Origin of the sequence: Legionella pneumophila subsp. fraseri (assembly GCF_000586315.1) — a bacterium.
Taxonomy (GTDB): Bacteria; Pseudomonadota; Gammaproteobacteria; order Legionellales; family Legionellaceae; genus Legionella; species Legionella pneumophila_B.
The window spans coordinates 110,752-136,771 of record NZ_KK074225.1; the positions used below are offsets into that span (position 1 = coordinate 110,752).

Here is a 26,020-nt window from a genome sequence, read left to right on the forward strand (position 1 = left end):
AGCGAGTAGTAGCAGTAGTAGTGATACTTCATCACAACTGAGTCCGCCGCCAGAGTCGAATACAAATACAAGTACGCCAGGTCTTGGTGATCCAACAAATTATGATAAAACGTCCAGCAGTTCGAACAGTGGGAGTGGTCAATCCTCTGGCTCAGGCTCATCTTCTGATGTTCCGACGCCCAGTCAGTCTATGCCTGGATAGATGGTAAAACAGACTGCCCGGGCTGGTGAGTTATCCTTCCAATAATTTGTGGGGCAAACTTTCTATGCGCCCAGCCTGGGTGACAATCACATAGTTTAATTTTCTTTGCAATTCACTGATGGAGTCAGCACCCGCATAGGTAAGGCCAGAGCGTAACCCTCCCACTATATCAGCAATAATGCCATCAGGATTCTCTTTAAACGGCACTTCAGTGGCAACACCTTCTGCTGTTTTCCATTCATGCATTTGTCCAAGGAATTCTTCCTGTGCTTCCCTGGATGCCATGCCTCGATAACGTTTGACTTTGGTTCCGTCATCCTTTTGAATAACTTCTCCTGGTGTGGGGGCAGAGCCGGCTAACATGCCACCTATCATCACAAAATCAGCACCAAAGGCCAGTGCTTTGACAATATCACCCGAGGTTTTGATGCCACCATCAGCAACGATGGAGCGATCAGCACGTGAACAATCCTGAATACAGGTTAGCATCGGTACGCCAAAGCCGGTTTTAATTCGTGTGCTGCATACCGAGCCTCCTCCAATACCCGCTTTAATAATATCAGCACCACAAGACGCAAGATAATCTGCCCCGGCATAAGTGGCGACATTCCCGGCCATAATGCAGCGACTTCCTAATAACTGACGTAAGCTTTTTAAGGTTTTGCCAACGTATTTGGCGTGTGCGTGCGCCACATCAACACAAAAAAAATCGGCTCCTGCATCTCGCAGTGCTTCGGCTCTTTGTAATTCCGTTTCAGTACATCCAACCGATACAAAGACAGGCCCCTTGCATTTCTTAAATTCCTGAATATTTTCTTCTATGGTCATGAATCGGTGCAAAGCGCCCATGGCTCCTTTACTGTGCATAAAATTGGCCATATTGCTTTCGGTAATCGTATCCATATTGGCACTAATGACAGGAAGATTTAAAGTGAGTTTGCCTAACCGGTCGGTACTGGTTGTTTCAACAACCCGTCTTGATTCATGATGGTTGTATGATGGGACGAGCAGAACATCATCAAAAGTGATCGCTTGATCAGTCATTATTAATCCTCATAAACAAATACTATAAATGCTCAGCCGCATAAAATGCCAGCCTTGAGCGCTCTCCCCGAGTCAACGTCATATGAGCGCTGTGTTCCCAACTTTTAAACCGATCTACAGCAAAAGTGAGTCCGGAAGTGGTTTCAGTTAAATAGGGGGTGTCAATTTGCTTGATATCCCCCAGACAAATAATTTTACTACCTGGGCCTGCTCTTGTAACCAACGTTTTAATTTGTTTTGAAGTCAGGTTTTGCGCTTCATCAATTATAATATATCGATTTAAAAAAGTTCTTCCCCGCATAAAATTTAATGAGCGTATTTTAATTTTATTTTGCAGTAAATCCTGGGTTGCTCCACGTCCAAAACTGCCGCCTACTTGCGAGCTGTGGAGTACTTCAAGATTATCCATTAAAGCGCCCATCCAGGGAGTCATTTTTTCCTCCTCGGTACCCGGTAAGAATCCTATATCTTCGCCAACAGGAATTGTTACTCGGGTCATTAATATCTCACTGTAGCGATTTTGATCCATGACCTGGGTTAATCCTGCGGCTATGGTTAATAATGTTTTACCTGTACCGGCTGAACCCTGTAAACTGACAAAATCAATATCGGGATCCAGTAACAGGTTTAAGGAAAAATTCTGTTCCCGGTTTCGTGCTGTGATACCCCAGACTGAATGTTTGGGCTGAGTGTAGTCACGAATGAGTTGAACTATCGCATTAGAACCATCAATTTTTTTGACCAAAGCTTGAAACTGATCATCTTCCGTACTAAGGCAATCGTTTGGATTCCATTGACTGACCAATGGCCCGGTGACTTTATAAAAGGTTTTACCACTTTCTTGCCAGGATCCCATGTCTTTGGCATGACTGTCCCAAAAATTGTTATCCAGAATATGTAATCCTCTGTGCAGTAAATTAACATCATCCAGCACCTGGTCATTGTAGTAATCTTCCGCATGAATGCCTAATATCCCTGCTTTAATACGTAAGTTGATGTCTTTTGAGATAATGATAACTTGTCTTTTGCCATAATATTTTTTTTGCAGACCCAAAGCGGTTGCCAGTATTGTATTGTCTACTTTATGGCCCGGCAGAGTTGAAGGAACCACTTGATCAAATTCATCAGTTTGAAAAAACAATCTTCCACTGCATTTCTTGTTACTGCTATTGATATAAGATGGGATAGGCAGTCCTGAGACAATTTGATCGTGAGTAGCATTACTCATTAGCTCTACTAACATGCGGTTCGTTTGTCTCACGTTTCTCGCCAATTCGGATGTTCCTGTTTTATGACTATCCAACTCTTCAAGCACCACCATTGGCAAATAAATATCATGTTCATCAAAATGGTAGATGGCAGTAGGATCATGCATCAAAATATTAGTATCAAGCACGAACAGCTTAAGTCCGGTATTGGTATTATCCATAGGTTCACCCTGTCAGCTAAAGTATTCTTCAATTCAAGTGGAATCAGTCTCCTGCGTAGGCAAGGAGTGCATTGAAATCCTTGAATTCTATGTTCATTGTGCTGAGCTATGCTGGTTCCGTCAAGAACTATATTATGAAGAGTTTGTTTTTAAGTTAAATGGGTATGCCTTCCATTTCCCGTTCTGTTTTCAATTCTTTATTATTGAAAACAATCAATGCAATGAAGGCCATAAAAAGTAAAAATAATCCAACGGGGAACAGGCTGTTATGATTAACCAGGCGACCTGAATAAGTGCCAAATGCAGCAAAGCACAATAATATTAAACTGCGAATAGCAGACGCTGAGCCTCTGTAATCATCGAAACATTGCAGGGCTCTGGATGTGGTTGCGCCCCATAGCAGGGCTGAGCTTAGAATATAGACACCGATGGTTATGGCATTATAGAATTGGTATTTGCTCCAATGAAAGTATTCTCCTATTAACAACATCAGGCTGCTCATTAAAGCCAGTTGAATTCCCAATGCTATGATTTTATCAATCCCAAAGCGATTAAATAAGCGGGAGGCCAGTAAAGATCCACAGACAAACCCCATGGAAGCAATCATTAACAAGATCCCCATTTTGTCAGGGGAAATATGGGCATGCGAATAATAAAATGGAGCTACAGTCAGAAAGCACCATTCACCACAGTTTAATAACCCAAATAGTGCTATGTAGGAAATAAACGTTTTGTTTTTTATAATTCGAATGTAAATGCCTAGTGTTTCCCTCAGGCCAGGAGTTGTTGTTTTTTGCACTGGGATATTTCTGGGTAAAAACAGCATAATGACGCATAAGATGGAAGAGTAAAATGCGATACAATAAAGATTTGAACGCCAACCATATAACACATCCAATTTTCCTCCCAATGCGGGTGCAAAGAGTGGAATCACTGCAGTCAGTGTCCCAATCCAGGTCATGATGCGGGCTCCCTCATCTTTGGGGAAAAGATCCTGGACTAAAGCCCAACCTGCAACAGGGACAACAACCGCTCCTGTACCCTGCAAGAATCGACAGACCAGCAACCACTGAATTGAATCGGCTTTCAAACTGAAGATTGAGCCAATAAAGAAAATAAACATCCCAAGAAATAATGTTTTTCTTCTGCCTAACTGGTCGGCAATAATTCCCCAAACAAGAACCGTAGAAAATTGCCCTGTCATGAAAATAGAAATGAGCATTTTCGCTTCATTTGATGACACGGCGAGTGAGTGAGCAATGTGGGGCAAGCTGGGTAACAAAATATCTGTACTAATTAAAATTAGTACGCAAGAGGCAACAACTATAAAAAGTTGCAGGTTGCGGATAAACATATTGAACTCTTTGGAAAAGGGTGAATTTGATGTATTTATCCGCAACAATAATAGCAAAAACTAATTAAATATTCTATAAAAAGTACTTTTTTAAAACATGAATCACCAACAGGGATAGTTCTTGTTTATCCTGCCAAAGATCGCACTGCATTTAGAACTTCTTCTACGTGCCCTTTAACAGCCACTTTACGCCATTCGTGTGTCAAGATGCCTTGTGTGTCTATAATGAAAGTACTACGCTCTATCCCCCTGACTTGCTTGCCATACATGGATTTCATCTTGATCACATCGAACATTTGGCATAATGTTTCATCGCTATCGCTGATTAACTCAAAAGGGAAATTCTGTTTGCTTTTGAATTGTTCATGAGATTTTAAACTATCTCTCGAAATACCAAAAATAACCGCATTTAAATCTTTAAATTGTGAGTAGGCATCTCTAAAATCTTGACCTTCAGTCGTACATCCAGGGGTGGCGTCTTTGGGGTAAAAATAAAGTATAATGATTTGTCCTTTGTAATCTTTAAGATGTCCTTGCACGTTGTTCGTGGCGTTAAATGCAAAATCGGGGACAACCTCACCTATTTTCATAAACCATCTCCTCAAGTATTCTTTTTCATTATTCGCGAACGATCTCTTTGCCATTCTCTGTCTTTGATTGTGTCTCTTTTGTCATGCTCTTTTTTTCCTTTAGCCAGAGCGATTTTTATTTTAATTTTATTCTTTTTCCAATACAAAGAAAGAGGCACTATGGTATAGCCTTGTCTTTCAACACTTCCGATGAGATGGTTTAATTCTTTTTTATTCATCAATAGCTTGCGTGTCCTGACCGGATCAGGAATAAAATGAGTGGATGCAGTAGGAAGAGGCTGTATTTGAGCTCCTAACAGGAATGCCTCACCGTATTTGATTATCACGTGTGCATCTGACAAATTGATTTTTCCTGCCCGCAGACTTTTTACTTCCCAGCCTTCCAAAACCAAGCCTGCTTCGTATTGATCTTCAATAAAGTAATCAAAACCAGCTTTTCTATTTAATGCTATGGTGGAATCTGGTTGTTTTTTGGTAGTCATAATTCATCTGATTTATTGAATAAAAAACAGTATAACGGATGTATTATCCCATTTAACTGCTTTTCTTAATTTTGTTGCTTTGAACAGCCTTTGGCAAAATAAATATATTCTATATTATTTCTGTTCTCTTTCGTACTTATAATCCTGAGGTAATTGCGGGTAAACGCGGTCTAATTTTTGATCCACTGCGACGCGGTCATCAAAAACAAAACATTGACCTTCCCAAAGTGATTCACTTTCAGGAATAGATTCCAGATAGTTTAGAATTCCGTCATGAAGCTGGTAAACATGTTGAAAGCCCAGCTCTTTCATATAGGCTGTCGTTTTTTCGCAACGAATTCCTCCAGTACAAAACATGGCTATTTTCTTGTCTTTTTTATCGATTAAATTGCGCTGAACATAGTCCGGAAATTCCCTGAAATTTTCAATGTCGGGGTTAATTGCATTCTTGAAAGTACCCAGCTCGTATTCATAATCATTGCGAGTGTCCAATAAAATAACATCAGGATCTTGAATAAACTGATGCCATTCCTCAGGGTCTAGATAGGTCCCTGCATTATGAGAGGGATCAACTTTCTGAACGCCCATTGTCACTATTTCTTTACGGAGTTTCACTTTCGCTTTATCAAAAGGATTTTTGCTATCAGAGGTTTCTTTAAAATGCAGGTCGGCAAAGCGTGAATCAGAACGCAGGTAATGATAAAAAACAGTCATTTGTTCCCTACTCCCGGCAAATCCGCCATTGACGCCCTCATGAGCCAGGATGATGGTTCCTTTTATGCCTGTTTCATGCATTTTAGTGAGTATGGGTTCTCTCAGAGATTCAAAATCATTGAGAGGAATAAACTTGTAAAATGATGCAATAATAATGTCTTTCACGTTGTAACCTACAAGATTAACAAAAAATCAATTCGCAAAAATTATCATTTACTCACAATTTAATCAATAGGAATGAATTAAATGCATTTCTGGGCAGTTGGGATTGTAACGGTGCAAAGAGCACCATAATTGCAATTGGAGCATGGGCTTCGATTCTTTTTGCAACAGGTAATGTTGCATTTTTGCATATTGGAACTTAAGTATTAAAGAATCGTTGACAATAATTAAATTCTGATCATACTCTAAGGGTTAAGCTGCTATCTTTTGTTTCGCTGGCTTTGATATAAGGAGATTTTTATGGTCCAAAACAACAGGATTTGTCGCTGGCTCTTTATTTTACTACTGTCTCTCCCCTTGGTTGGTTTCACGTCCATTCCAGTAAAATCAATCGTGGTGTTTGGAGACAGCTTGTCTGATAATGGTAATACCACTCATTTGCTTAAAAGCCTGCGTCAGGAAGAGGACCCCGCGTTTTTAGTGGCTCCTTTCAAAATTTTTGTTATCAACAAAATGATAGAGTTTGCTAACGATTATTACGTTCCTCAGATGGTACTTGATGCAGGAATCTCTGCAGTGACTGATTTTTTTGATCATGATTTGGCTCCTTATGTTGCCAATTTGGTGAGCAAAGTAAAATTAGTCCCGGTTCTGCCTGGCAAGCCTTATTGGAAAAATCGATTTTCTAATGGCCGTGTCTGGATTGAGTACTTGGCAGAAATGCTATCCATACAAAAAAGTGATGAAGAAGTTTATCTCAACAAGGCATTTGGAGGGAGCTGGTCTGCCACTTATGATTATCAATTAACGGTTTGGAACTTGATACGGCATCCATTAGGAACAATCAAAAATTTGATAGTAGGAAAGTTGATTCCTCCAAGTCTTGGCTTGATAGTGCAAGCTTATTTGCTGGAACATGAGCAATTAAGTGATGAAACGCTCTATTTTATTTATTCAGGAAGCAATGACTACATTAATGTCCTGTTTTTTGAGGACAATTACAATACTGAAGTAATGAGTACCTATATTGACAATGTATTGGATGGTATGAGTTCTGCAGTTCTGAAGCTGGCTAATGCCGGAGCGAGACGTTTTGTTATTATGGGAATTCCTCATGTGGGGGATACTCCCAAGTTTGTGAAAACTACGGATCGTGACGTGTTGAATGCAGCGGTAGACCTTCATAATGAGCGTCTTGCAAAACGAATTGATGCATGGAAAGAGCGATACCCAACAGCGGACTTCTTGTTTGTGAATACAGAACAATATCTGAAAAAAGCGTTTGAAGATCCGGAGAAATATGGTTTTTACAATGTGAAAGATGCCTGTATTGATGTGAAGTTCCCCATGTTCAATGCATTCATTCACTCACCATTTGCTCGCAACTACGTATTGCAATACACGCAGGTTCTTCAATATCGAGATAAGCAATTTGCACCAGGTGAAAATAACTATCACATGTGCAATGAACCAGAAGACTATTTATTCTGGGATGAAATTCATCCAACCACGCGAGCACATAACTATCTTGCTTATGAGGTTTGTTTGGCGATGGAAGAACATGGCTACGAGGTAACTTGCAAAATGCCAGAGTCCGCATAATAAAATTTGGTATCATCACCTGAATCATATTATCAGTGATTCAGGTGATTTCATGATGAAGTTGTCAAAATCAATCATTATTTAAGTAAATTCAGAGTGGTTTTTAAGAAATCCTGGACTCTCTAAATGATAATGAAAGTTAATTTGCCTTAGTGATTTGTAAAACTTTATGTCATAATTCCCCTTTTTTATTGATATACTTCATTCATATGAGGGAATATTATTTATAAAATTTAAGGCACCAGGTATTTAGGAAATTAGCTCCATTCTTATGCGCTTTACTCTTTATCTATATGCAGTAGATCAACTAAGAATGAAAAAAGCTTATTTCTACAAAACAGTTGCTGAAAAGAGGAGCAGGTTATGTGCGGGATTATGGGGGCTGTTTCAGAACGGGATATTAGCAAGATTTTATTGGAAGGCTTGCGCCGGTTGGAATATAGAGGATACGATTCTGCAGGTATTGCTGTCATAGATAATCAAGATCGTTTAAAACGAGTAAGAATTCAGGGAAAAGTACAGAATTTGGCGGATGCTATGCAAGAGACAGCTATCGCTGGAAATACAGGTATAGCTCATACTCGTTGGGCGACGCATGGTAAACCCTCTGAACAAAATGCTCATCCTCATTTATCTCATGGAGAAATAGCATTAGTTCACAATGGGATTATTGAAAATCATGAACATTTGCGTCAACAGCTTATTACTAATGGTTATCAATTCACCTCTGAAACTGATACAGAGGTTGCTGCGCATTTGATTCATTATCATTACCAGCAGCATGAGAATTTATTACTGGCTGTACAGAAAGCTGCAGCAGAAATGCAAGGGGCTTTTGCTTTGGGAGTTATTCATCAGAAAAGACTGGAAGAGTTGGTTGCTATTCGCAAAGGGAGTCCTTTGGTTTTGGGATTTGGAATTGGTGAGAATTTCATTGCCTCTGATGCCTTGGCACTCCGATCTTTTGCCCAGTCCGTTATTTACATGGAAGAGGGAGACAGTGCTTGTGTAACCGCACAGGATATTAAGGTCTATGATTCCAATCGAGTACTTGTCGAAAGAGTGGTTCATCCGTTGAATAGTGATTCTGAGATAGTGAGTAAAGGGCCATACAGGCATTTTATGCTGAAAGAAATATTTGAACAATCGAAGGTAATCACAGACACGTTAGAAAGTCGAATTAATAGCATTGATGTGCTAAGGGCTAGTTTTGGCGAGAAAGCATCCCATATTTTCCCAATGGTAAAAAATATTCACATTGTGGCATGTGGAACCAGTTATCATGCTGGAATGATTGCCAAATATTGGCTTGAATCACTTGCCGGGTTACCTACACAGGTTGAAATTGCCAGTGAATATCGATACCGAGATGTTGTTGTCCCAGACAATACCTTATTTATCACTGTATCTCAGTCAGGAGAAACGGCTGATACTCTTGCAGCCCTATTTAAGGCAAAGCAATCGAATTATTTGGCTAGTTTAGCGATATGCAATGTGGCAACCAGTACTTTGGTTAGAGAAGCGGATTGTGTTTTTTTAACTCGGGCAGGTGTTGAGATTGGTGTAGCATCTACCAAAGCGTTCACTACTCAGTTGGCAGCCTTTTTGATGTTGGCCGCAGCGCTTTGTAATGACACTCGCGCACAGGAAGTTTTAAGACAATTACAAGAGTTGCCAGCCTGTTGTGAGCGTGTCTTGCAGATGAATGAAGAAATTGAATCATTGGCTTCTTTGTTTGTAAATAAAGTTCATGCCTTATTTTTAGGGCGAGGGGTGCAATATCCTGTCGCTTTGGAAGGCGCATTAAAACTTAAGGAAATATCTTATATACATGCTGAAGCTTATCCTGCCGGTGAATTAAAGCATGGTCCATTGGCTTTGGTTGATAAGGATATGCCTGTGATTGCGGTAGCCCCCAATGATGAGCTTTTAGATAAGTTAAAATCTAATTTACATGAAGTGAGCGCAAGAGGCGGGCAGTTATTTGTATTTGTTGATGATTCACAAAATTGGAAAGCAAATGGTGCTCGTTTAATCAAAGTTCCATCTTGTGGTGTTTGGCTTGCGCCTATTGTTTACACTATTCCTTTGCAATTGCTGGCGTATCATGTTGCTGTAGCTAAAGGGACTGATGTGGATCAACCTAGAAATCTTGCAAAATCGGTGACTGTGGAGTGAACAAAGGCCAATATTTTTGGAATGAGTTATGGTGCGAGGGACGTATTTCCTTTCATAAAGAAGAAGTAAATCCGGATTTGATTGCCTATGTTTCTTCCTTGAATATCCCTGATAAAGGAAGGGTTTTGGTGCCTTTATGTGGAAAAAGTCTCGATATGCTTTGGTTAGTTCGTCAAGGGTATCATGTGACTGGTATCGAATTGGTTGAAAAGGCTATTTTTCAGTTTGTTCAGGAACACCAAATCACTGTTCAGAAGGAAACGATAGGTCAAGCAAAACTATACCTTGCAGATAACATGAATTTATGGGTTTCTGATATTTTTGCTTTAAACTCAACTTTAATAGAACCAGTTGATGCCATCTATGACAGAGCAGCTTTGGTTGCTTTGCCAAAACAATTGCGATCAACTTATGTCGATATTTGCCTCAAGTGGCTTAAGCCTGAGGGAAGTATTCTGCTAAAGACTTTGCAATATAATCAAGAGGAAGTGCAAGGGCCTCCCTATAGTGTTTCCCCGGAAGAAGTGGCTTCATCCTATCAGCAATGTGCCATAATAGAGTTGTTGAAGTCGCAAAAACGAATTCAGGAGCCTAACGATCATTTATTTAAACAAGGCATTAGTGAAATGAATGATTATGTTTGGTGTATCAGGAAGGGGTAAAACGTAGTGAAGTGGTATACATCAGGACAGTTTGTTTAGATATTAGGTCAATTTCTATATCGCATTATAGTATGTGATGAGTATATAATGAGACGATTTTTATCATGTTTTACGGGGATATGAATGGCACAAGTGATGTTGGCGTCAGCCGCAATTATTGCAGATGAACTTAAGGTCAAAGTATCGCAGGTAGAAACTGCTATTCGGTTGTTAGATGAGGGAGCAACAGTCCCTTTTATTGCTCGTTATCGTAAAGAAGCAACGGGGGGGCTTGATGATGTGCAATTGCGGTATCTTGCGGAAAGGCTAATTTATCTGCGTGAATTGGATGAGAGACGAACAGTCATTTTGCAATCCATTCGTGAACAAGAAAAATTAACACCGGAATTGGAACAAAGCATATTAGCTGCTGAAACTAAAACACGCCTGGAAGACTTATATTTACCTTATAGGCCTAAACGTCGTACAAAAGCGCAAATTGCTATTGAAGCGGGATTAGAGCCATTAGCTCATGCTTTATGGAAAGATCCTGCTTTGGATCCTGAGGAACAGGCTTCCCAATTTATAAATAGCGAAGCAGGCATTGAAAACACTCAAGCTGCATTGGATGGTGCGCGACATATTTTAATGGAGCATTTTGCTGAAGACGCTGAGTTAATTAATGAATTACGAGAGTATTTATGGCAACACGGAATAGTTAAATCAGTAGGAAACAGTAATAAAAAGGATCAAGCGAATAAATTTTCTGATTACTTTGATTATTCGGAAGCGATTAAAAAGATTCCATCTCATCGCGCACTTGCCTTATTCCGGGGGCGGCGTGAAGGTATTCTGCAAGTAAGTCTGGTTTTACCCGATCAGGATGCCAATTATGGAGAGAATAAGGTTGCGGCTTACTTTAATGTCATTGACAGGCAAAGAAAAGCGGATGGTTGGCTTATAGATACGGTCAGGATGACTTGGAAAATTAAGTTATTTACCAAGCTGGAGCTTGAGTTATTAACTCGTCTGCGCGAAATAGCAGATGAGGAAGCCATTAAAGTGTTTTCCAAGAATTTACGTGATTTGCTGCTGGCTGCTCCTGCGGGCCCTCAAGTGACAATAGGTCTTGACCCGGGAATTAGAACAGGTGTTAAAGTGGTTGTCGTGGATGCGACAGGTAAACTGCTGGATTATTCTGTTATTTTTCCATTTGCCCCTCAAAATGAATGGCACCAGTCCATTGCGGATTTGGCAAAGCTTGCTGTGAAATATCAGGTTAATTTAATCAGCATAGGAAATGGCACCGGCTCACGGGAAACAGAGCGATTGGTCGCTGATTTAATTAAAATGTACCCTGATTTGAAATTAACAAAAATGATTGTCAGTGAAGCCGGTGCATCCGTTTATTCCGCTTCTGAAATTGCCACCAATGAATTTCCTGATTTGGATGTCTCTCTGAGAGGTGCTGTATCTATTGCCCGCAGATTGCAGGATCCCTTGGCTGAACTGGTAAAAATTGAAGCCAAATCAATTGGTGTTGGCCAGTATCAACATGATGTGAATCAGGCAAAGTTGGCGCGTTGTCTGGATGGTGTTGTTGAGGATTGCGTGAACGCTGTTGGAGTAGATGTTAATACTGCCTCCGCGGCCTTGTTATCCCATGTTTCTGGACTAAACGATACTTTAGCTAAAAACATTGTGCAATTTCGTGACGAGCATGGTGCTTTTACAAACAGAAATCAATTAAAGAATATCAATCGCATGGGGGAAAAGGCTTTTCAGCAAGCAGCCGGTTTTTTACGCATTATGAATGGAGATAATGCTTTAGATGCTTCTTGTGTTCATCCCGAAGCCTATCCTTTAGTGGAAAAAATTATTTCAGATCAAAAAGTTAGTATTAAGGAAATAATCGGTAATAGAGAATTATTGCAGAGTATTAACGCTGAACAATATGTGGATGAGACTTTTGGTTTGCCAACAATAAGAGATGTTTTACGTGAATTGGAGAAACCGGGGCGCGATCCAAGACCAGAATTCAGAACGGCTCAATTTAAGGAGGGCGTTGAGGACATTAATGATTTGGAGCAAGGAATGGTTCTGGAAGGTGTTGTGAGTAATGTGACTAATTTTGGTGCCTTTGTTGATATTGGCGTTCACCAGGATGGGTTAGTACATATTTCCGCAATGACCAACCGCTTTATTACAGATCCTCGTTCTGTTGTTAAAGCCGGCGATATTGTAAAAGTTAAAGTGGTTGAAGTGGATAAAGAACGCCGAAGGATTGGTTTAAGTATGAGGCTGAATGATGAGCAGGCTCCTGGAGTATTGCAGAAAGCAAACAAACCACAGTCGGCTAGAAAACAAGTAGAACAAAAACAGCCTGAATTTAAAAAGAAGCAAGAACATAAGAAAAAACAAGATAAGATAAAAAAATCGGAGCCGGTCAGAAAAACCGTATTCAATACAGCCATGGCAGATGCTTTGGCCAAACTAAAACGAGGTGGAGAATAAGGATGCAAACACCTAAAGGAGAGTTGACTATCCAAACTTTAGCCATGCCTCTAAATACTAATGCCAATGGCGATATATTTGGTGGGTGGATAGTATCCCAAATGGATTTGGCAGCAGGTGTTTTGGCAAAGAGAATTTCCCATGGACGAGTCGCTACCGTTGCAATTAATTCAATGACTTTTTTAAAGCCCGTGCATGTAGGGGATGTAGTGAGCTGCCACGTTGAATTAGTAAAAGTGGGTAATACTTCTATGACTATCCAGGTTGAGGTATGGGCTTACTCATCGATCAAAATGGAACAATACCAGGTTACTGAAGGGGTATTTGTCTTTGTTGCGATTGATGAGAATGGGAAGCCGAGGCAGGTACCAAAAACATAATGACTAATAAAACTCAAGAATTGCAGCGAGTAATTGCTGATATGGCTGTATTGATTGAGCAAGATGCAGAACCTGATCCTCAATTATATGCCTTTTTTTTTCAACACCCGGAAATTAGCCTTGAATTAATACACCTTATTAATAATTTGAGCGAAGAATTAGTGCATGATGGCCCTCCTATATACTCAGCCTGTGTTTTCGCTCTGGACATTTGTATTGCTCAATTGCAAGCAGCTGCAGAGGCAAATAATAAAAATGCCGCAAAATTATTAACTCAACTAATGAATCATTTAGCCGAGGTTATTGATACACACAAGCATAGTTTAAGCTTTTGGTTACCCGTACTGAATGCATTTTATGAAGTGCATGTTGAGCTAACTAACGATTTAAAAGAGGCATATTATGGCCTGGCGAGCCAAGATGATGATGCGGTAGAAGTAGATGAGCAATTTAATCATTTGGATTCCATAAAAGATTTGATCCATGAATTATCTGATTTAACCTTATTTGATATAACAGAGAATTTTTTTGCACAAAGCTATGCTATGCCGCCCGATTTTTTTGCAGACTTGATTGTCGATTTATATAGTATTGAAGAAGGAAAAGATATTGCATTACTGGCCTTACTCCATCCTAATGTCGAGGTACGAGAGATAGCGCTCTCTACTATCGATCAATTAATGAATACAATTACTTTGACACCAGCATCACTGTCAAGATTACAAATAATCAAACATTGGTATCCAACTCATGACCATGGAATTTTTGATCGTTGGATTAAAACGCAAAGAAAAAAGGGAGTCACATTTGAAACAGAGGCTATTCAAGCAAGAATAACAATTAAAGCAACTGAAGTGGATGGAAGCGGTTCGCAAGGAGTTTTTATCCACGGGAGAAAAAATAAAAAAAACAGGTTATGTGGCTTATTATTAAAGTATGATTTGGGCATTAAAGATGCCTGGATAACTCCAGAGATTTCTGCAGCAGAAGTTACAGATTATTACCATAAAGCTTTTGAAGACAGCGTAACCTTGCGTGAAGTTGATTTCTCTTATTTTCAAACAATAGTGGAGCATTTTTTAGCCATTACTGTTGAAAAAGGTGATATACCTAATTTGCATTTTTTAGAAATACTGGAATTTCTGGGTGTTCGTTTAAAACCTGATAAGCTTGATTTGGACTACGTATTTGAACAATTGAGTGTTCAGATTATTCCTTTTACTCAGGAAAAGATAGCAGAATCTTTAAAACGCTCGAAAATGTGGCTTAAAAACAAGCAATTTACAGAGTCATGGTATATTGAAAATCCCACTATTGATAAAATTGTCAATCATAACAGCAGCTTTGTGGAAGGAGTTAAAGTTTGTCGTTTGGCTGATGCTATGGAGGCAGTATTTTCCGAGGAAATGGAGTTACATCGGGATAAATGGCAGTTTCATTTTTTATGGATAGCATTATGGGTTAAGGCAAAACACAGGAAAAATGAAAAAGTTTGGCAGGATAGTTTTTTGATAGCTTATGCTATCCATCAAGGATATCCATTGAAAGATATTCCAGTAATGAAAGAGATATGCTATCAAACGGTTATCAACAGCATAGAAACCATGCAGGAAAGAAGAACACACTTAAGCCAGGAGTAAATAGCAGAATGATCGAGAAGGATTCTTTTTACCATATCTATGCGTTGAGGTGAATTAATTTTGATTTAATCAGACACCATTTTTTGATTTTAATCAAAACAACAATTAAATGTAATTAATTTCCTGGTAAAGTATAAGGCGGTATTTCAAACGCCTTGGTCAGTGTTTTTAATCTTCCTTCATTCAAGGCCAGGTTTTCGAAAAATCCAAATCTCACTGGTTTTCCCAGTATCTCCTGCTGTTTTTTTTCAGCTGCTCGGCATTTTGTTTCTCCTGAAAGTGAAAAGGGAGTGCACCTCGGACGCGGGTCTTCTTTACGATGTTTTATATATTTATCCAGGCAAAAGACATAGAGCGCAGAATGTACTATTTTTATTTCTCTTTGGGTTAAAATGCTTGCTTGTTTTTTGACGGCATGAGCAAACTCCAAAGCAGCATGATAGGATTTATCTTTTTCAGTTGCAAAATCAGTGTCTAACCAATTGACTGTATCATTCAACAAATCGTACTCTGATTTTGATGTATTTGTTCTGCTTTGAATAAAGGGGTATAGCCAGTGTTCCTTAGTAGTTAATTTAATAAAATCACCACGTGCAGTCGGGATGAACGAGCGTAATTGCGCTAATTCATTAATTTGTCTCAATGATCTTGTATCAATATAATCTTCATTGGTTTTAAAGAATTCAAGACAATCAGCTGGTTTTTGGATTAACCAGTTAAAAATGGCTAACTCAGATCGTCTTTCTTCATCTGTAGTGGGATTACGGAAATAAATAAGGTAAGGGATTAAAGCCAATTGTTCAATGGTGCAACAATGATGAATTAAATAGAAGCCGGATCTTAAAAGGCAGAGGATGTCTTTTAGCTTGGCGAGTTCCTGTGGCCTTCTCGCTTCGATTTGTTTATTTAATTGTGCATAAGGATAAGTATCAAGAGATTGTGGATCTTTATTAGCATAACCTGTCATGCGGCTGCTGCGGATAAGCAAGGGCAAGAGTTGGTCAATTCCTAATGGACTGTGCCCCAACTTTTCATAGTGCTCCTTTAAGTGCTGGTACAAAATGGGATGGTGAAAATCCGTAGGCAGTAATCCGATTTTCGATAATGATCGTTGTATTGTAAGCCAGGGAGTAACTTGAATACCGTTTTGCCATTCGTCATAAGGCGATGAGAGACTAACTAATTTCCAGAATTCACAAATGACGGCTTCTACTTGGTGCATAAGTTCTGGACCAACATCCTCTTTCTCATCAAAATGCTCAATGATCCCTGATAAATTGGAGGCTAATCTAATTATTTCCGCACGGCTGACATTCAGTAAAATCTCTTTATTTAATTCAGCGACCATTTTTTTTAATTCACTAATTTTCATGATGATTCCCTGCCTGAATGATTAGTTTTCTACAGGACTTACGTAAATCCCCGATCTTTTTGTCTTGACCTTGGGGTTTTTCGTAAGTCTCGTCCTAGAGAATATCTGAAAGGAAATTAATCTGGTAGCAAAATTTTTTGAACTTTTAATAAAAAATTTCAGCCATCATGCATCGTGCGCTTCCACCTCCAATGGCTTCTATTGTAGGGATATCTGTTGATATTAATCTGGAGTATTGCTGGATGATTCTTAGTTGCTCATGAGTAAAGTGTCGTTTGGCTTGCTCGGACAAAATTAAAAGGCTCTCGCCTTTTTTGTTATAAAGTTCCAAAACATTACCGCACATGTGCTGTGCTTGATTCCAACTAATGTCAATAATTGTTTTGCCTGTTTCTTTGAAACTTTTTGAAAGTATTGTTTTTTGTTGAGCATCGTTAATAGAGTCTAGGCAAATAATAGCGTAGTATTTGCTTAAACTCATTATGACATTGGTATGATAGACGGGTTTGTTCTGCCTATCTACACTATTAAATACAATAGGAGTGTATCCCAGAATATCAGCTACTTTGTTGACCAGGTTCAGGGATGTTCGTGGGGATAAGGACGCATAAAGAAGGAGGTTTTCTCTATCTAAAACCAGGCTGCCAGTTCCTTCAAGGATTTCACCCTTATCGTTTCTTAAGTCAATTAGTTCATTAACTTCAAATTGAGCATTGTTCAGTACTTCAATTAATCCTTTGATATTGACTTCTGCTTGTCTGTTTTTGGCTAATAATGGATAAATAATCAGGATATTATTCCCTTTTGTATCGGTATGTGTTGAAAACCAGTTATTGGGAAAGACGGCATCCGGTAAATCCTGGCTTTGCGAGAGGGTTAATACTTTTATCTCTTCTTTTTCCAGTTGCAAGACCATAGCAGTAAATTCTGCTAATGCCTTAGTGCTTATGTCTTTGATAGACATGAATGATTGGAAAGAGTTGCTGGTTGATGTTTCATAATTAAAGCAAAATCCTTCCGGTGAAACCATTAATACCGTAGATCCTTTACAAGTCATAAATAAGCCAGCGGGAAATCATGTTGCCTAGAATACTGAGAGTATTTGCAAAAATCCATATCCAATTATTTCATTTTAAATAAAACCTTATTCTTTTCCACCTGACTCGCTGTAAGACCAAGTTTTGCCAATTGATTATAATCAAGATCTATATTGTATCCCATGGTATCAAGCCGAAGATCATAGCTCACTGTTTCAAATAACTTGCTTTTATCCAGAATGCCTTTTAATTATTCAGCCTCAGCAAATAATTGCCTGAAATTGTCTGGTTTAGAAATAACCAGGGTCAATTCAGTGCCACTGCTGTCATCATCAATTCCTGGTAAGCTAGTATCCCAACTCCAGACATGAGGATCCATAAAGGAAGGCCTTAATTTCTCAACAATCTGATTAGCAGTTCGATGACATTGAGAATAATTCTATTAATTTATCCAATCCAGCCGCTTGGCTCTTATTTCTGTTATTCGAAAAAACAAATAAGATCACAAATGGTCTGGTTTTTCTATAGGTTAACCTCTTTAAGTTCATTTTTTAGGCAGTTATATCGAATTCACGTTATTCTAATAAACCTCCTAAATACAATTAGCAATCCTCGTTCACTGATCTCAAAAAACTATTAAATAAACAGGGCAATCCAATAAATTAGAATATTTAAATTGATCAAAAATTATCCAATAAATAAGGATCCCTTAATAATGATCATTTATAATATCATCTGCTCATTCAAATATACTTATGATCATGGCAAGAATAATTGTTACCTATAGTCCTGAAGTTGGTGGCAGCAGTGTTCTTTCGTTGAAAGAATCATTTACATATGTCGGTTCCGAAGTTATTGACGGCGACTACAGAAAAATGATGGAAGACATACCTAAAGAAGCATTTGATAAGTTGTATTCCACTAAAGAAGGCCGACAAAGATTATTTGCACACGCCAAAGCAAAAGCAATGGAATTACTTAAAAATGTTGATGTGTTAGCATTATCTGGTAATAATTCAATGATTGATCCTGAGCTTTTTAATCAAACAAGAGATCCTGATCAAAATTATGATTTTTCCAGAACAATTGCTGAATTGGCATTAGTGCATGTAGCGACAGAAAAAGGTATGCCTATTCTAGGTGTTTGTGGTGGACATCAAGTTATTGCAGTATATGGCGGTGGAGAAATATGCGATTTAAATTCTGACAAATTAAATACACAAAAAGTCATGAATTATGATGCAATCAAACTGCATAAGAGTTCATTAATAGCTCAAATTATTGGTGGAAAACAAGTCCAGAAAGAAATGGATACAGCCAGAAAAGCGTTTAATGAAAGAATGAACCAATATAATAGATTATCAGAAAAAATAAATGCATTGGAAAAATTAAACATAGTACAGGAAGCAGGGAAATTAGATGCATTAGGAAAATTAGAGGAATTAGATAAATCTGAAGTGCAGCTTTTATTAAAGTTGACTGGATTAAATATAGAAGAAGAGTTATTTGATTTAAGAGAATTAGTAGAAGAAATAGGCGAGTCTGATCAATTAAAAACAGAATTACACAATATAAAAACGAGTTTAAATGGATTAGAAGATTCTCATTCTCTTACTTCCCCTCATTATGAAACCGAGTTTTTTGGCGCGCATGAGCAAGTTGTTTCCAAATTAGCAGCGGGCTTTCAACATACAGGTACTGCAAGTGATAATGAATCCATTGAAGCAGCAGAATCAGAGTTTGGTGTTCCGATTATAACCACACAATTCCATCCCGAAGTTGGTGCTAAAGGATTGCCCGAGGCTCATTTCTTTTATCTAAGAACAGAAGCTGAACAAGAGATGAATCTTAATATATTTAGATACCTTGACAAAGCAGGTGATGCTTACAATAAAAAGAAAAACCTAATGGTTGAGCTAAAACAAATCAATCCGAAAAATCAAGACGCATTGCTTCAACCCTCTCAAATTAAAAAAACAAGAAAAGAACGTCAGCAAGAGAAGGAAAAACAAGAGAACAAGCCTTCATCAACAAGACAAACAGAATCTTACTTTATTGAGAGTATACTCTCAATAATTGGTTCATATTTAAGTGCCTTAGGAGAATTCATAAAAGAAGGAATTGGTAAATTTTTAAGAGACATCCTATCAAGTATGTTTACATATGATTCCGTTTCAAGATTGAAAAAAAAGGAACAAAAACAATCAAAACCTGAGGGTTCGAAAATAGATCTCATTGATAGCAAAAATAACTCATATTCTACTGTGTTTCATGATATGAAAGTTAAGTCACCTTCTGAAATATTACGAGAAAATTCTGCAAAGTTATGGGCAAAAGAAGACAATAGTCATGAGAAAACCATCACTAACCAAACTAACATGGATAACTCTAATAAGATAAGAATAACAACAGAACTGGTTCAAGAAGAAGTTGTACAAGAGCTTGATGAGAACCATACTAGTTTGTACAGAAACAATTAATACAATTAATAATAGACAAAATAGGACCCAACGTCTTTATGAAGTCTACCAGAAACGATGGGGGATTGATATTTATCTACTATGCTGCCTCCTTTATAACCAACGTATTGTGCTTTTGCCAATTCTAACACGCTTAATGAAAGTGGTAGATTTTTTTTAAGATCTGGGGTTAATTTTTGCAATAAGAGTCCCCTTTGTGACTTTTTGACCTGTTGGGATAAGGGTATCCAGCATCCCAGATTCTTTGGCAATTAATGTCGCCGCATGTTTTGGATGAATGGTGCCTAATAAATGGATTGTTTGTTGCAAGTTATGTCTTTGAGTTCTATTGAATTGGCTTCCTAAGACGCTTTTCTGCAATTGAATGGAACGATGGCAGAAACTTTATCATATAATTGAGCTCGCTTTAACCAATATTTGCTAAAGTAGCTGCTTGAGCAGGATTTTTCTATAATGCAGAACAGAAATATTAAGAATATTTCAGATAAAAAAAGCCCTGTTTTTCCAAGGATTAAATTATACTTGAAAAAACAGGGCTAATATTAAAAAATTAGACTACTTCAACTTCCTCAGCTTGAGGTCCTTTTTGACCGTTGCAAGCTTTAAACATTACAGTAGCGCCTTCAGCCAGGGTTTTAAAACCACTGCCTTGGATCGCACTAAAATGCACAAAATAATCTTTGCCGCCACTTTCTAAAAAACCGAAACCTTTGGACTCATTAAACCACTTGACTGTACCACGAATTTTTTCTGACATGTTAATTTCCTAAATTGTTACGCATCCATTGTAGCATTATTTTATTAATTGTGCTGTTTTTTTATTAATTTTTTTTTAATTTTTTGAATTAATTTAGATTTTGTATAAAAAATAGGAAATTAAATCAATAGATTGGTAAAATTTCACGCGAAAATGATCGACGTGTTCACTCATTGCTCAGCGATATCAGCTCTTTCGCATGAGAAAGTGTTTGTTCTGTTATAGTGAGCCCACCCATCATGCGAGCGATCTCGGCAATTTTATCGGATGCTTTAAGCAATGAAATATGAGTAAAAGTTTGATTGTTATTACTATGTTTGGTGACTAAAAAGTGATGGTGTGCCGAGGCAGCAACTTGCGGCTGGTGGGTAACACAAAAAACCTGCAATCTTTCTCCAAGTTTTCTCAGCATTTTTCCAACTAGTGCAGCAGTTGAGCCACCAATCCCCACATCGACCTCATCAAATAATAAGGTAGGAGTTGAACCTTTTTGTGCTGTAATCATCTGTATTGCAAGACTGATTCGGGATAATTCTCCGCCAGAGGCAATTTTGTTCAATGAATCAGGTTCCATCCCAGGGTTAGTACATACCTTGTATTCCACTTTATCCAATCCGTGAGCTTGCATTTTTTCTAAAGGAGTGATTTCAATTTCAATCCATCCTTTTGGCATCCCTAACTGCTGAATGCTGGCCGTTATTTCTTGAGCCAGTTTTTTTGCGTGAATTTTGCGTGATTCTCTTAATTTTAATGCGGCGCTTTCATATGCCTTATTGATTTGAGCCAATTGCAAATGCAGATGTGCTAATTTGCTTTCTACATTTTGCAAACTTTCCAATTCATTTTGTAATGTTTTTTCATGCTCCTGAAGCGATTTGCTATCAAGATGGTACTTCCGGGCTAGTTGATGAATAGAGCTGATTCGCGTTTCCACCTCTTGCAATCTTTCCGGATCCAGCTGAATTTTATCTGCGAATTGCTGCATTTCAGTGATTGCTTCTTCACATTGAATCAAGGCTGAATTAATTAACTCAGCCGTGTTTTTTATTTGCGCTTGTTCTTGAGGGAGTTGCTGGATGAGTTGAAAAATCTGGTTTAAACCAGAGCAAATATTCGGTTGATCATCACTATTCAATACCTCATTGATCTGTTGACTTAACTGCAGATACTCTCTGGCATGATGCAAAATTTGATGCTCTTGATGTAAGGCTTCCAGTTCACCATCCTGGATATCCAGCGCTTGTAATTCATCAATTTGAAATTGTAATAATTTAATACGGTCTGCTTGTTGCTCCTGACTTTGTAATGCATTTATTTCTTGTACTATTTGTTGATGTTGTTTATAGAGTGTATTGACATCATTTAACAAGAGGTGGTTATTGGCATAGCGATCAAGTTGTTGTCTATGTGTTGCATGTTGCATCAGTGTTTGATGCTGGTGTTGCCCATGGATATGCACCAGTTTTTCACTTAATTCCTTTATTTTTTGTAAAGGGAAAGGTTGGCCATTAATATAAGATTTGGAACGACCTTCTGCGTAAATAATACGCCTTAGATAGATTTCACCATCATGGCAAGAAATGTCGTGTTCTGCTAACCATTGAGCGGGTTCTGATGATTCATCGAAACAAAATCCAGCTGTGATATCACATTTTTCTTCGCCGGGGCGGACTACAGAAGGATCTGCTTTTTCACCTAATGCTAACAGCAAGGCGTCAATCATGATGGATTTGCCAGCGCCTGTTTCGCCCGTAAAGGTGGTCATGCCTTGTGTAAAATCGAGTTCCAGTTGTTTAACAATAGCAAAATGTTCAATGCGCAATGTCGTGAGCATGTTTTATCCCTGATGCTTTGATTCCCAACCAAGTTTGCTTCGTAATGTATCATAATAATGATAATCAAGAGGGTGTAACAAACGCAATCGATTACCGTTTTTTTTGACTGCTACTTTCTGTCCCGGTTTAACGACACGGGATTCGTGACCATCACAACTGATACGCAAATCGGTTTCATTTGATTTGCTGATATACAATTCAATTTCTGCTTCCCCATCGATAACGAGTGGTCGGGAACTTAGGCTGTGTGAAAACATGGGTACCAGGACGATGGCATTGAGTTGAGGATGCATTATCGGTCCTCCTGCAGACAAGGCATAGGCTGTTGAGCCAGTTGGAGTGGATAAAATCATTCCATCTGAACGATAATGGCTAACCAGCTGCTGATTGATGTAAACGTCAAATTCTATCAAATGCGTTTCACTTCCTCTGCCTAATACGACATCATTGAGTGCATCGCCTTCAAAATAACTGTTTTCCTTATCATATATTTTAGTATGCAATAAGAAGCGTTCTTCTTCATTATATTGTCCATTAAGCACAGGGCCTAAATGGGACTCAATGTCTTGGGGTAAAATATCCGTTAAAAAACCTAACCTCCCCCTGTTAATCCCGATGACCGGTGCATTAACTTTTATCGCCATGCGTGAGGCAGAAAGCAAACTGCCATCACCACCCACGACAATGATCAAGTCGTGTTTTGCCCCCATCTTTTCTCTAGGCAAAACAGGAACTTCTAATTCAAAACTGGCCGCAGTATCTGTGTCCTGAAAGATTTCTATGTCTTGCGTGCTTAAAAAGTCAACCAGTCGATGCAAACTTTCATTCACTTCCTGATTGGCTCTGTGTTGGCGGGCATACAAGATGGCTCGTTTAAATTTTTGTTTCATAATATTTATTATTCTTCATTGGTGGCAGTACGAGAAGCTTTTTTTCTATCGTGTTCCTTGAGAAATTTTTTACGTAAACGGATAGATAATGGGGTGACCTCAACTAACTCATCATCATCGATAAATTCCAGTGCTTGCTCAAGAGATAATTTGACTGGAGGGGTCAAGATAATATTTTCATCTGAACCTGAAGCCCTGATATTGGTTAATTGCTTTTCTTTGGTGACATTAACAACCAGGTCGTTATCTCTGGCATGAATACCTACAATCATTCCTTCATAGCAGACCGATTGGGGTTCTAAAAATAGTCTTCCACGTTCTTGCAAGTTGAACAAGGCAAAAGCCCGCGCAGTTCCAGGGCAATTAGCTATCATGACGCCATTGATACGCTTTCCGATGCGCCCTTTAATCAACGGGCCATAGTGATCAAAGACATGATACATTAATCCAGTACCTGAAGTGCAGGATAAAAATTCATTATGAAAACCGATTAATCCCCGGGTAGGTATGATGTAATCCAGGCGTACTCGGCCTTTGCCATCAGGAACCATATTTTGCATTTCCCCTCGGCGTTCGCCTAATTTTTCCATAATGGTGCCTTGATGGTTTTCCTCAACATCAACGGTTAGATGTTCATAAGGTTCCTGTTGTTCACCATTGACTTCGCGAATAATCACTTCCGGTTTGCTTATCGCCAATTCATAGCCTTCACGTCGCATCGTTTCAATGAGAATCGACAAGTGTAATTCCCCACGTCCAGAAACTCTGAATTTGTCAGGGTCATCGCAGTCCTCTACGCGAAGCGCCACATTATGCAGTAATTCTGTATTTAAGCGTTCACGAATTTTTCTTGATGTGACGTATTTACCTTCTTGGCCAGCCAGTGGCGAGTCATTAACCTGAAAGGTCATACTGATTGTAGGTTCATCTACCAAAAGTGCAGGTAATGCCTCCACCTGATTTGGGTCACAAATTGTGTCGGATATATTCAGGTTCTCAATTCCGGTTATCGCGATAATATCACCGGCACTGGCCTCTTCTACTTCAACACGTTCAAGGCCTTTAAATCCTAGTAACTGGAGTAGTCGCCCGCTGCGCATATTACCGTCTTTATCAATAATTTTTACCGGAGATTTTGCCTTAATTTGCCCTCGAGTAATACGGCCAATACCGATAGTGCCAACATAAGAAGAATAATCGAGAGAGCTGATTTGCATTTGAAACGGACCATTGGCATCGACGCAAGGTGGCGAGACTTTATCTATGATCGTTTGCAGTAAAGCAGACATGTCTGACGAATGGTCTTCCAAATTAAGTTTGGCATAGCCATTTAAAGCGGAGGTATAAACTACAGGAAAGTCCAGTTGGGTGTCATTGGCGCCTAAGTTATCAAACAAGTCAAACACTTGATCCATCACCCAATCAGGTCTTGCTCCTGGGCGGTCAATTTTATTAATAACGACAATGGGGTTTAAGCCACGAGCAAATGCTTTCTGGGTGACGAAGCGGGTTTGTGGCATGGGACCGTCAACTGCATCGACCAGTAACAAAACGCTGTCGACCATAGAAAGAATACGCTCCACTTCACCGCCAAAATCCGCATGCCCTGGTGTATCTACAATATTAATTTGATAACCTTTCCAGTACACGCACGTGTTTTTGGCTAAGATAGTAATGCCGCGCTCTTTTTCAAGCGCATTGGAGTCCATCACGCGTTCAACTTTTGGAGCTCTCTCATTCAGCGTTCCAGTTTGTTGCAAGAGCTTGTCAACAAGAGTAGTTTTGCCATGGTCAACGTGAGCAATAATGGCAATATTGCGAATTTTTTCAATCATAAAAAACCTTTAGTTGGGGAATAGCGAGATTTAATAATTTAAGGTAATAACTGGCAATTGTTCATAGATTTAACATTATACACGAATCGCTCATTAAAGAATATCTACTCGTTAGTCGATGCCGAATTGCCAGACTTTTTGCGTTTTATTGCGGCACCAAATTTTTTTGGGGAAGCCAGTAGAATTATCAAGCAAGTCGGGCTCTTCTATACCTTTGACCTGTTGATAAATTGTTTCAGGTGCCAGTAAATCATCGAATGCCAATTCCCCACTATAAATTCTACCATCATTTATTAATAGCCCTAATTTCATACACAAGAAGGTAATAGTCGCTGTCGCAGCCAGGGCATTGCCCGCTATTTCACCTGTGCTGGCATTGATTCCTGTAGGTACTTCGACGGCCAGGATGGGTACAGTGAATTGTTGGAGGCGTTGAAGAAGAGAGGCTATTTCCGGGCGAACATGGCCACACAACCCTACGCCAAAAAGGGCGTCGACAATTAATTCAGGATTGCCTAAATCAATGTCAGGCGAATAAGGATGTAGAACAATTCCTTGATGATGGCATGAATTCATTTCGTGCCATACCTCTTTATGCATTTGAGGTGGCTTTGACTTACTCAGCTGGTGTCCTACTTGCCATACTGTCGGATTCATTCCCATTTTTTTTGCCTGCTGAGCCAAAACATAGCCTTGTCCACCATTATCGCCACGGCCGCAAAAAATACTGATTTTTTTAACTTTTGGCCACCGGTGCATCAAAAAGTCACAGGCTGCGTTACCTGAGCGCTGCATCAGTTCAAGACAAGACACTTGATATTGGTTTTGCATTAAATCCATCAGTTGTTGAAATTGTGTTACAAGATAAATAGGCGTTTTCAT

Annotated in this window: 20 protein-coding genes and 3 pseudogenes; 8 read left to right on the forward strand and 15 right to left on the reverse strand. The window is 38.9% G+C overall.

The window, feature by feature from the left end:
• Positions 1 to 202: pseudogene (locus tag CC34_RS1000000117560) on the forward strand (hypothetical protein); the annotation flags it as partial.
• Positions 203 to 232: 30 nt separating this feature from the next.
• Here the strand turns inward: CC34_RS1000000117560 and CC34_RS0112120 are convergent.
• The 6 genes from CC34_RS0112120 to trhO form a co-directional block, all read right to left on the reverse strand.
• Positions 233 to 1,246 (reverse strand): guanosine monophosphate reductase, encoded by a 1,014-nt coding sequence (locus CC34_RS0112120; protein ID WP_027222966.1) that lies wholly within the window; start codon positions 1,244 to 1,246, stop codon positions 233 to 235.
• A gap of 22 nt (positions 1,247 to 1,268) precedes the next feature.
• Complete coding sequence (locus tag CC34_RS0112125; RefSeq protein ID WP_027228753.1) at positions 1,269 to 2,675, reverse strand: PhoH family protein; 1,407 nt, start codon at positions 2,673 to 2,675, stop codon at positions 1,269 to 1,271.
• A gap of 154 nt (positions 2,676 to 2,829) precedes the next feature.
• Positions 2,830 to 4,068, reverse strand: a complete 1,239-nt coding sequence (locus tag CC34_RS0112130) for an MFS transporter (protein ID WP_308471473.1) — start codon at positions 4,066 to 4,068, stop codon at positions 2,830 to 2,832.
• Between the two features lie 86 nt (positions 4,069 to 4,154).
• Complete coding sequence (locus CC34_RS0112135; protein ID WP_028379581.1) at positions 4,155 to 4,619, reverse strand: peroxiredoxin; 465 nt, start codon at positions 4,617 to 4,619, stop codon at positions 4,155 to 4,157.
• An 11-nt stretch (positions 4,620 to 4,630) separates the two neighbouring features.
• Positions 4,631 to 5,101 (reverse strand): SsrA-binding protein SmpB, encoded by a 471-nt coding sequence (gene smpB / locus CC34_RS0112140; RefSeq protein ID WP_028378997.1) that lies wholly within the window; start codon positions 5,099 to 5,101, stop codon positions 4,631 to 4,633.
• A 114-nt stretch (positions 5,102 to 5,215) separates the two neighbouring features.
• The gene (trhO, locus tag CC34_RS0112145) at positions 5,216 to 5,980 is read right to left on the reverse strand and encodes an oxygen-dependent tRNA uridine(34) hydroxylase TrhO (protein ID WP_028379582.1); all 765 of its coding nucleotides are present in this window, start codon (positions 5,978 to 5,980) and stop codon (positions 5,216 to 5,218) included.
• Positions 5,981 to 6,277: 297 nt separating this feature from the next.
• Between trhO and plaC the strand changes: the two genes are divergently transcribed.
• The 6 genes from plaC (at position 6,278) to CC34_RS0112175 (ending at position 14,932) form a co-directional block, all read left to right on the forward strand.
• Complete coding sequence (gene plaC, locus CC34_RS0112150; RefSeq protein WP_028378999.1) at positions 6,278 to 7,579, forward strand: lysophospholipase/glycerophospholipid:cholesterol acyltransferase PlaC; 1,302 nt, start codon at positions 6,278 to 6,280, stop codon at positions 7,577 to 7,579.
• Between the two features lie 363 nt (positions 7,580 to 7,942).
• Positions 7,943 to 9,757 (forward strand): glutamine--fructose-6-phosphate transaminase (isomerizing), encoded by a 1,815-nt coding sequence (glmS, locus tag CC34_RS0112155; RefSeq protein ID WP_028379583.1) that lies wholly within the window; start codon positions 7,943 to 7,945, stop codon positions 9,755 to 9,757.
• The gene (locus CC34_RS0112160; RefSeq protein WP_028379584.1) at positions 9,754 to 10,419 is read left to right on the forward strand and encodes a thiopurine S-methyltransferase; all 666 of its coding nucleotides are present in this window, start codon (positions 9,754 to 9,756) and stop codon (positions 10,417 to 10,419) included. The genes glmS and CC34_RS0112160 overlap by 4 nt, the downstream gene beginning before the upstream one ends.
• A gap of 123 nt (positions 10,420 to 10,542) precedes the next feature.
• The gene (locus tag CC34_RS0112165; RefSeq protein WP_028379585.1) at positions 10,543 to 12,912 is read left to right on the forward strand and encodes a Tex family protein; all 2,370 of its coding nucleotides are present in this window, start codon (positions 10,543 to 10,545) and stop codon (positions 12,910 to 12,912) included.
• Between the two features lie 2 nt (positions 12,913 to 12,914).
• Positions 12,915 to 13,292 carry an acyl-CoA thioesterase gene (locus CC34_RS0112170; RefSeq protein ID WP_028379003.1) on the forward strand — a complete coding sequence of 126 codons (378 nt, stop codon included), beginning with the start codon at positions 12,915 to 12,917 and terminating at the stop codon, positions 13,290 to 13,292.
• Entirely contained in the window at positions 13,292 to 14,932 is a 1,641-nt protein-coding gene (locus CC34_RS0112175) for a lpg2832 family Dot/Icm T4SS effector (protein WP_028379004.1), read from the forward strand. The genes CC34_RS0112170 and CC34_RS0112175 overlap by 1 nt, the downstream gene beginning before the upstream one ends.
• A gap of 115 nt (positions 14,933 to 15,047) precedes the next feature.
• On the opposite strand, the gene CC34_RS0112180 is transcribed toward CC34_RS0112175, so the two are convergent.
• The 3 genes and pseudogenes from CC34_RS0112180 to CC34_RS1000000117565 all read right to left on the reverse strand — a co-directional run.
• Positions 15,048 to 16,304 carry a hypothetical protein gene (locus tag CC34_RS0112180; RefSeq protein WP_028379586.1) on the reverse strand — a complete coding sequence of 419 codons (1,257 nt, stop codon included), beginning with the start codon at positions 16,302 to 16,304 and terminating at the stop codon, positions 15,048 to 15,050.
• A gap of 145 nt (positions 16,305 to 16,449) precedes the next feature.
• Positions 16,450 to 17,361 (reverse strand): arginine deiminase-related protein, encoded by a 912-nt coding sequence (locus CC34_RS0112185; protein ID WP_229309820.1) that lies wholly within the window; start codon positions 17,359 to 17,361, stop codon positions 16,450 to 16,452.
• A 77-nt stretch (positions 17,362 to 17,438) separates the two neighbouring features.
• Positions 17,439 to 17,777: pseudogene (locus tag CC34_RS1000000117565) on the reverse strand (AcrB/AcrD/AcrF family protein); the annotation flags it as partial.
• 313 nt (positions 17,778 to 18,090) lie between these two features.
• Here CC34_RS1000000117565 and ceg34 point away from each other — a divergent pair.
• Positions 18,091 to 19,821 (forward strand): Dot/Icm T4SS effector Ceg34, encoded by a 1,731-nt coding sequence (ceg34, locus tag CC34_RS0112195; RefSeq protein ID WP_028379007.1) that lies wholly within the window; start codon positions 18,091 to 18,093, stop codon positions 19,819 to 19,821.
• Positions 19,822 to 19,925: 104 nt separating this feature from the next.
• Here the strand turns inward: ceg34 and CC34_RS1000000117140 are convergent.
• The 6 genes and pseudogenes from CC34_RS1000000117140 to CC34_RS01000000116585 all read right to left on the reverse strand — a co-directional run.
• Positions 19,926 to 20,136 (reverse strand): annotated as a pseudogene (locus CC34_RS1000000117140) (efflux RND transporter periplasmic adaptor subunit); the annotation flags it as partial.
• Positions 20,137 to 20,371: 235 nt separating this feature from the next.
• Positions 20,372 to 20,578 (reverse strand): cold-shock protein, encoded by a 207-nt coding sequence (locus CC34_RS0112205; RefSeq protein ID WP_010948512.1) that lies wholly within the window; start codon positions 20,576 to 20,578, stop codon positions 20,372 to 20,374.
• A gap of 166 nt (positions 20,579 to 20,744) precedes the next feature.
• Positions 20,745 to 22,412, reverse strand: coding sequence for a DNA repair protein RecN (gene recN, locus CC34_RS0112210; protein WP_028379587.1), 1,668 nt, complete (start codon positions 22,410 to 22,412; stop codon positions 20,745 to 20,747).
• Positions 22,413 to 22,415: 3 nt separating this feature from the next.
• On the reverse strand, positions 22,416 to 23,303 hold the full coding sequence (locus tag CC34_RS0112215) for an NAD(+) kinase (protein WP_028379009.1): 888 nt from the start codon (positions 23,301 to 23,303) through the stop codon (positions 22,416 to 22,418).
• A gap of 8 nt (positions 23,304 to 23,311) precedes the next feature.
• Positions 23,312 to 25,138 (reverse strand): translational GTPase TypA, encoded by a 1,827-nt coding sequence (gene typA, locus CC34_RS0112220; RefSeq protein ID WP_028379010.1) that lies wholly within the window; start codon positions 25,136 to 25,138, stop codon positions 23,312 to 23,314.
• A gap of 111 nt (positions 25,139 to 25,249) precedes the next feature.
• On the reverse strand, positions 25,250 to 26,020 hold the full coding sequence (locus CC34_RS01000000116585) for an NAD(P)H-hydrate epimerase (RefSeq protein ID WP_230963970.1): 771 nt from the start codon (positions 26,018 to 26,020) through the stop codon (positions 25,250 to 25,252).

Coding starts and splice junctions, on each gene's coding strand:
- typA (WP_028379010.1), bottom strand. CDS start 25,138: ATGATTGAAAAAATTCGCAATATTGCCATTATTGCTCACGTTGACCAT.
- CC34_RS0112165 (WP_028379585.1), top strand. CDS start 10,543: ATGGCACAAGTGATGTTGGCGTCAGCCGCAATTATTGCAGATGAACTT.
- CC34_RS0112125 (WP_027228753.1), bottom strand. CDS start 2,675: ATGGATAATACCAATACCGGACTTAAGCTGTTCGTGCTTGATACTAAT.
- CC34_RS0112170 (WP_028379003.1), top strand. CDS start 12,915: ATGCAAACACCTAAAGGAGAGTTGACTATCCAAACTTTAGCCATGCCT.
- CC34_RS0112175 (WP_028379004.1), top strand. CDS start 13,292: ATGACTAATAAAACTCAAGAATTGCAGCGAGTAATTGCTGATATGGCT.
- CC34_RS0112185 (WP_229309820.1), bottom strand. CDS start 17,361: ATGACTTGTAAAGGATCTACGGTATTAATGGTTTCACCGGAAGGATTT.
- CC34_RS0112205 (WP_010948512.1), bottom strand. CDS start 20,578: ATGTCAGAAAAAATTCGTGGTACAGTCAAGTGGTTTAATGAGTCCAAA.
- glmS (WP_028379583.1), top strand. CDS start 7,943: ATGTGCGGGATTATGGGGGCTGTTTCAGAACGGGATATTAGCAAGATT.
- CC34_RS0112180 (WP_028379586.1), bottom strand. CDS start 16,304: ATGAAAATTAGTGAATTAAAAAAAATGGTCGCTGAATTAAATAAAGAG.
- smpB (WP_028378997.1), bottom strand. CDS start 5,101: ATGACTACCAAAAAACAACCAGATTCCACCATAGCATTAAATAGAAAA.
- CC34_RS0112135 (WP_028379581.1), bottom strand. CDS start 4,619: ATGAAAATAGGTGAGGTTGTCCCCGATTTTGCATTTAACGCCACGAAC.
- CC34_RS0112215 (WP_028379009.1), bottom strand. CDS start 23,303: ATGAAACAAAAATTTAAACGAGCCATCTTGTATGCCCGCCAACACAGA.
- CC34_RS0112120 (WP_027222966.1), bottom strand. CDS start 1,246: ATGACTGATCAAGCGATCACTTTTGATGATGTTCTGCTCGTCCCATCA.
- plaC (WP_028378999.1), top strand. CDS start 6,278: ATGGTCCAAAACAACAGGATTTGTCGCTGGCTCTTTATTTTACTACTG.
- recN (WP_028379587.1), bottom strand. CDS start 22,412: ATGCTCACGACATTGCGCATTGAACATTTTGCTATTGTTAAACAACTG.
- CC34_RS01000000116585 (WP_230963970.1), bottom strand. CDS start 26,020: ATGAAAACGCCTATTTATCTTGTAACACAATTTCAACAACTGATGGAT.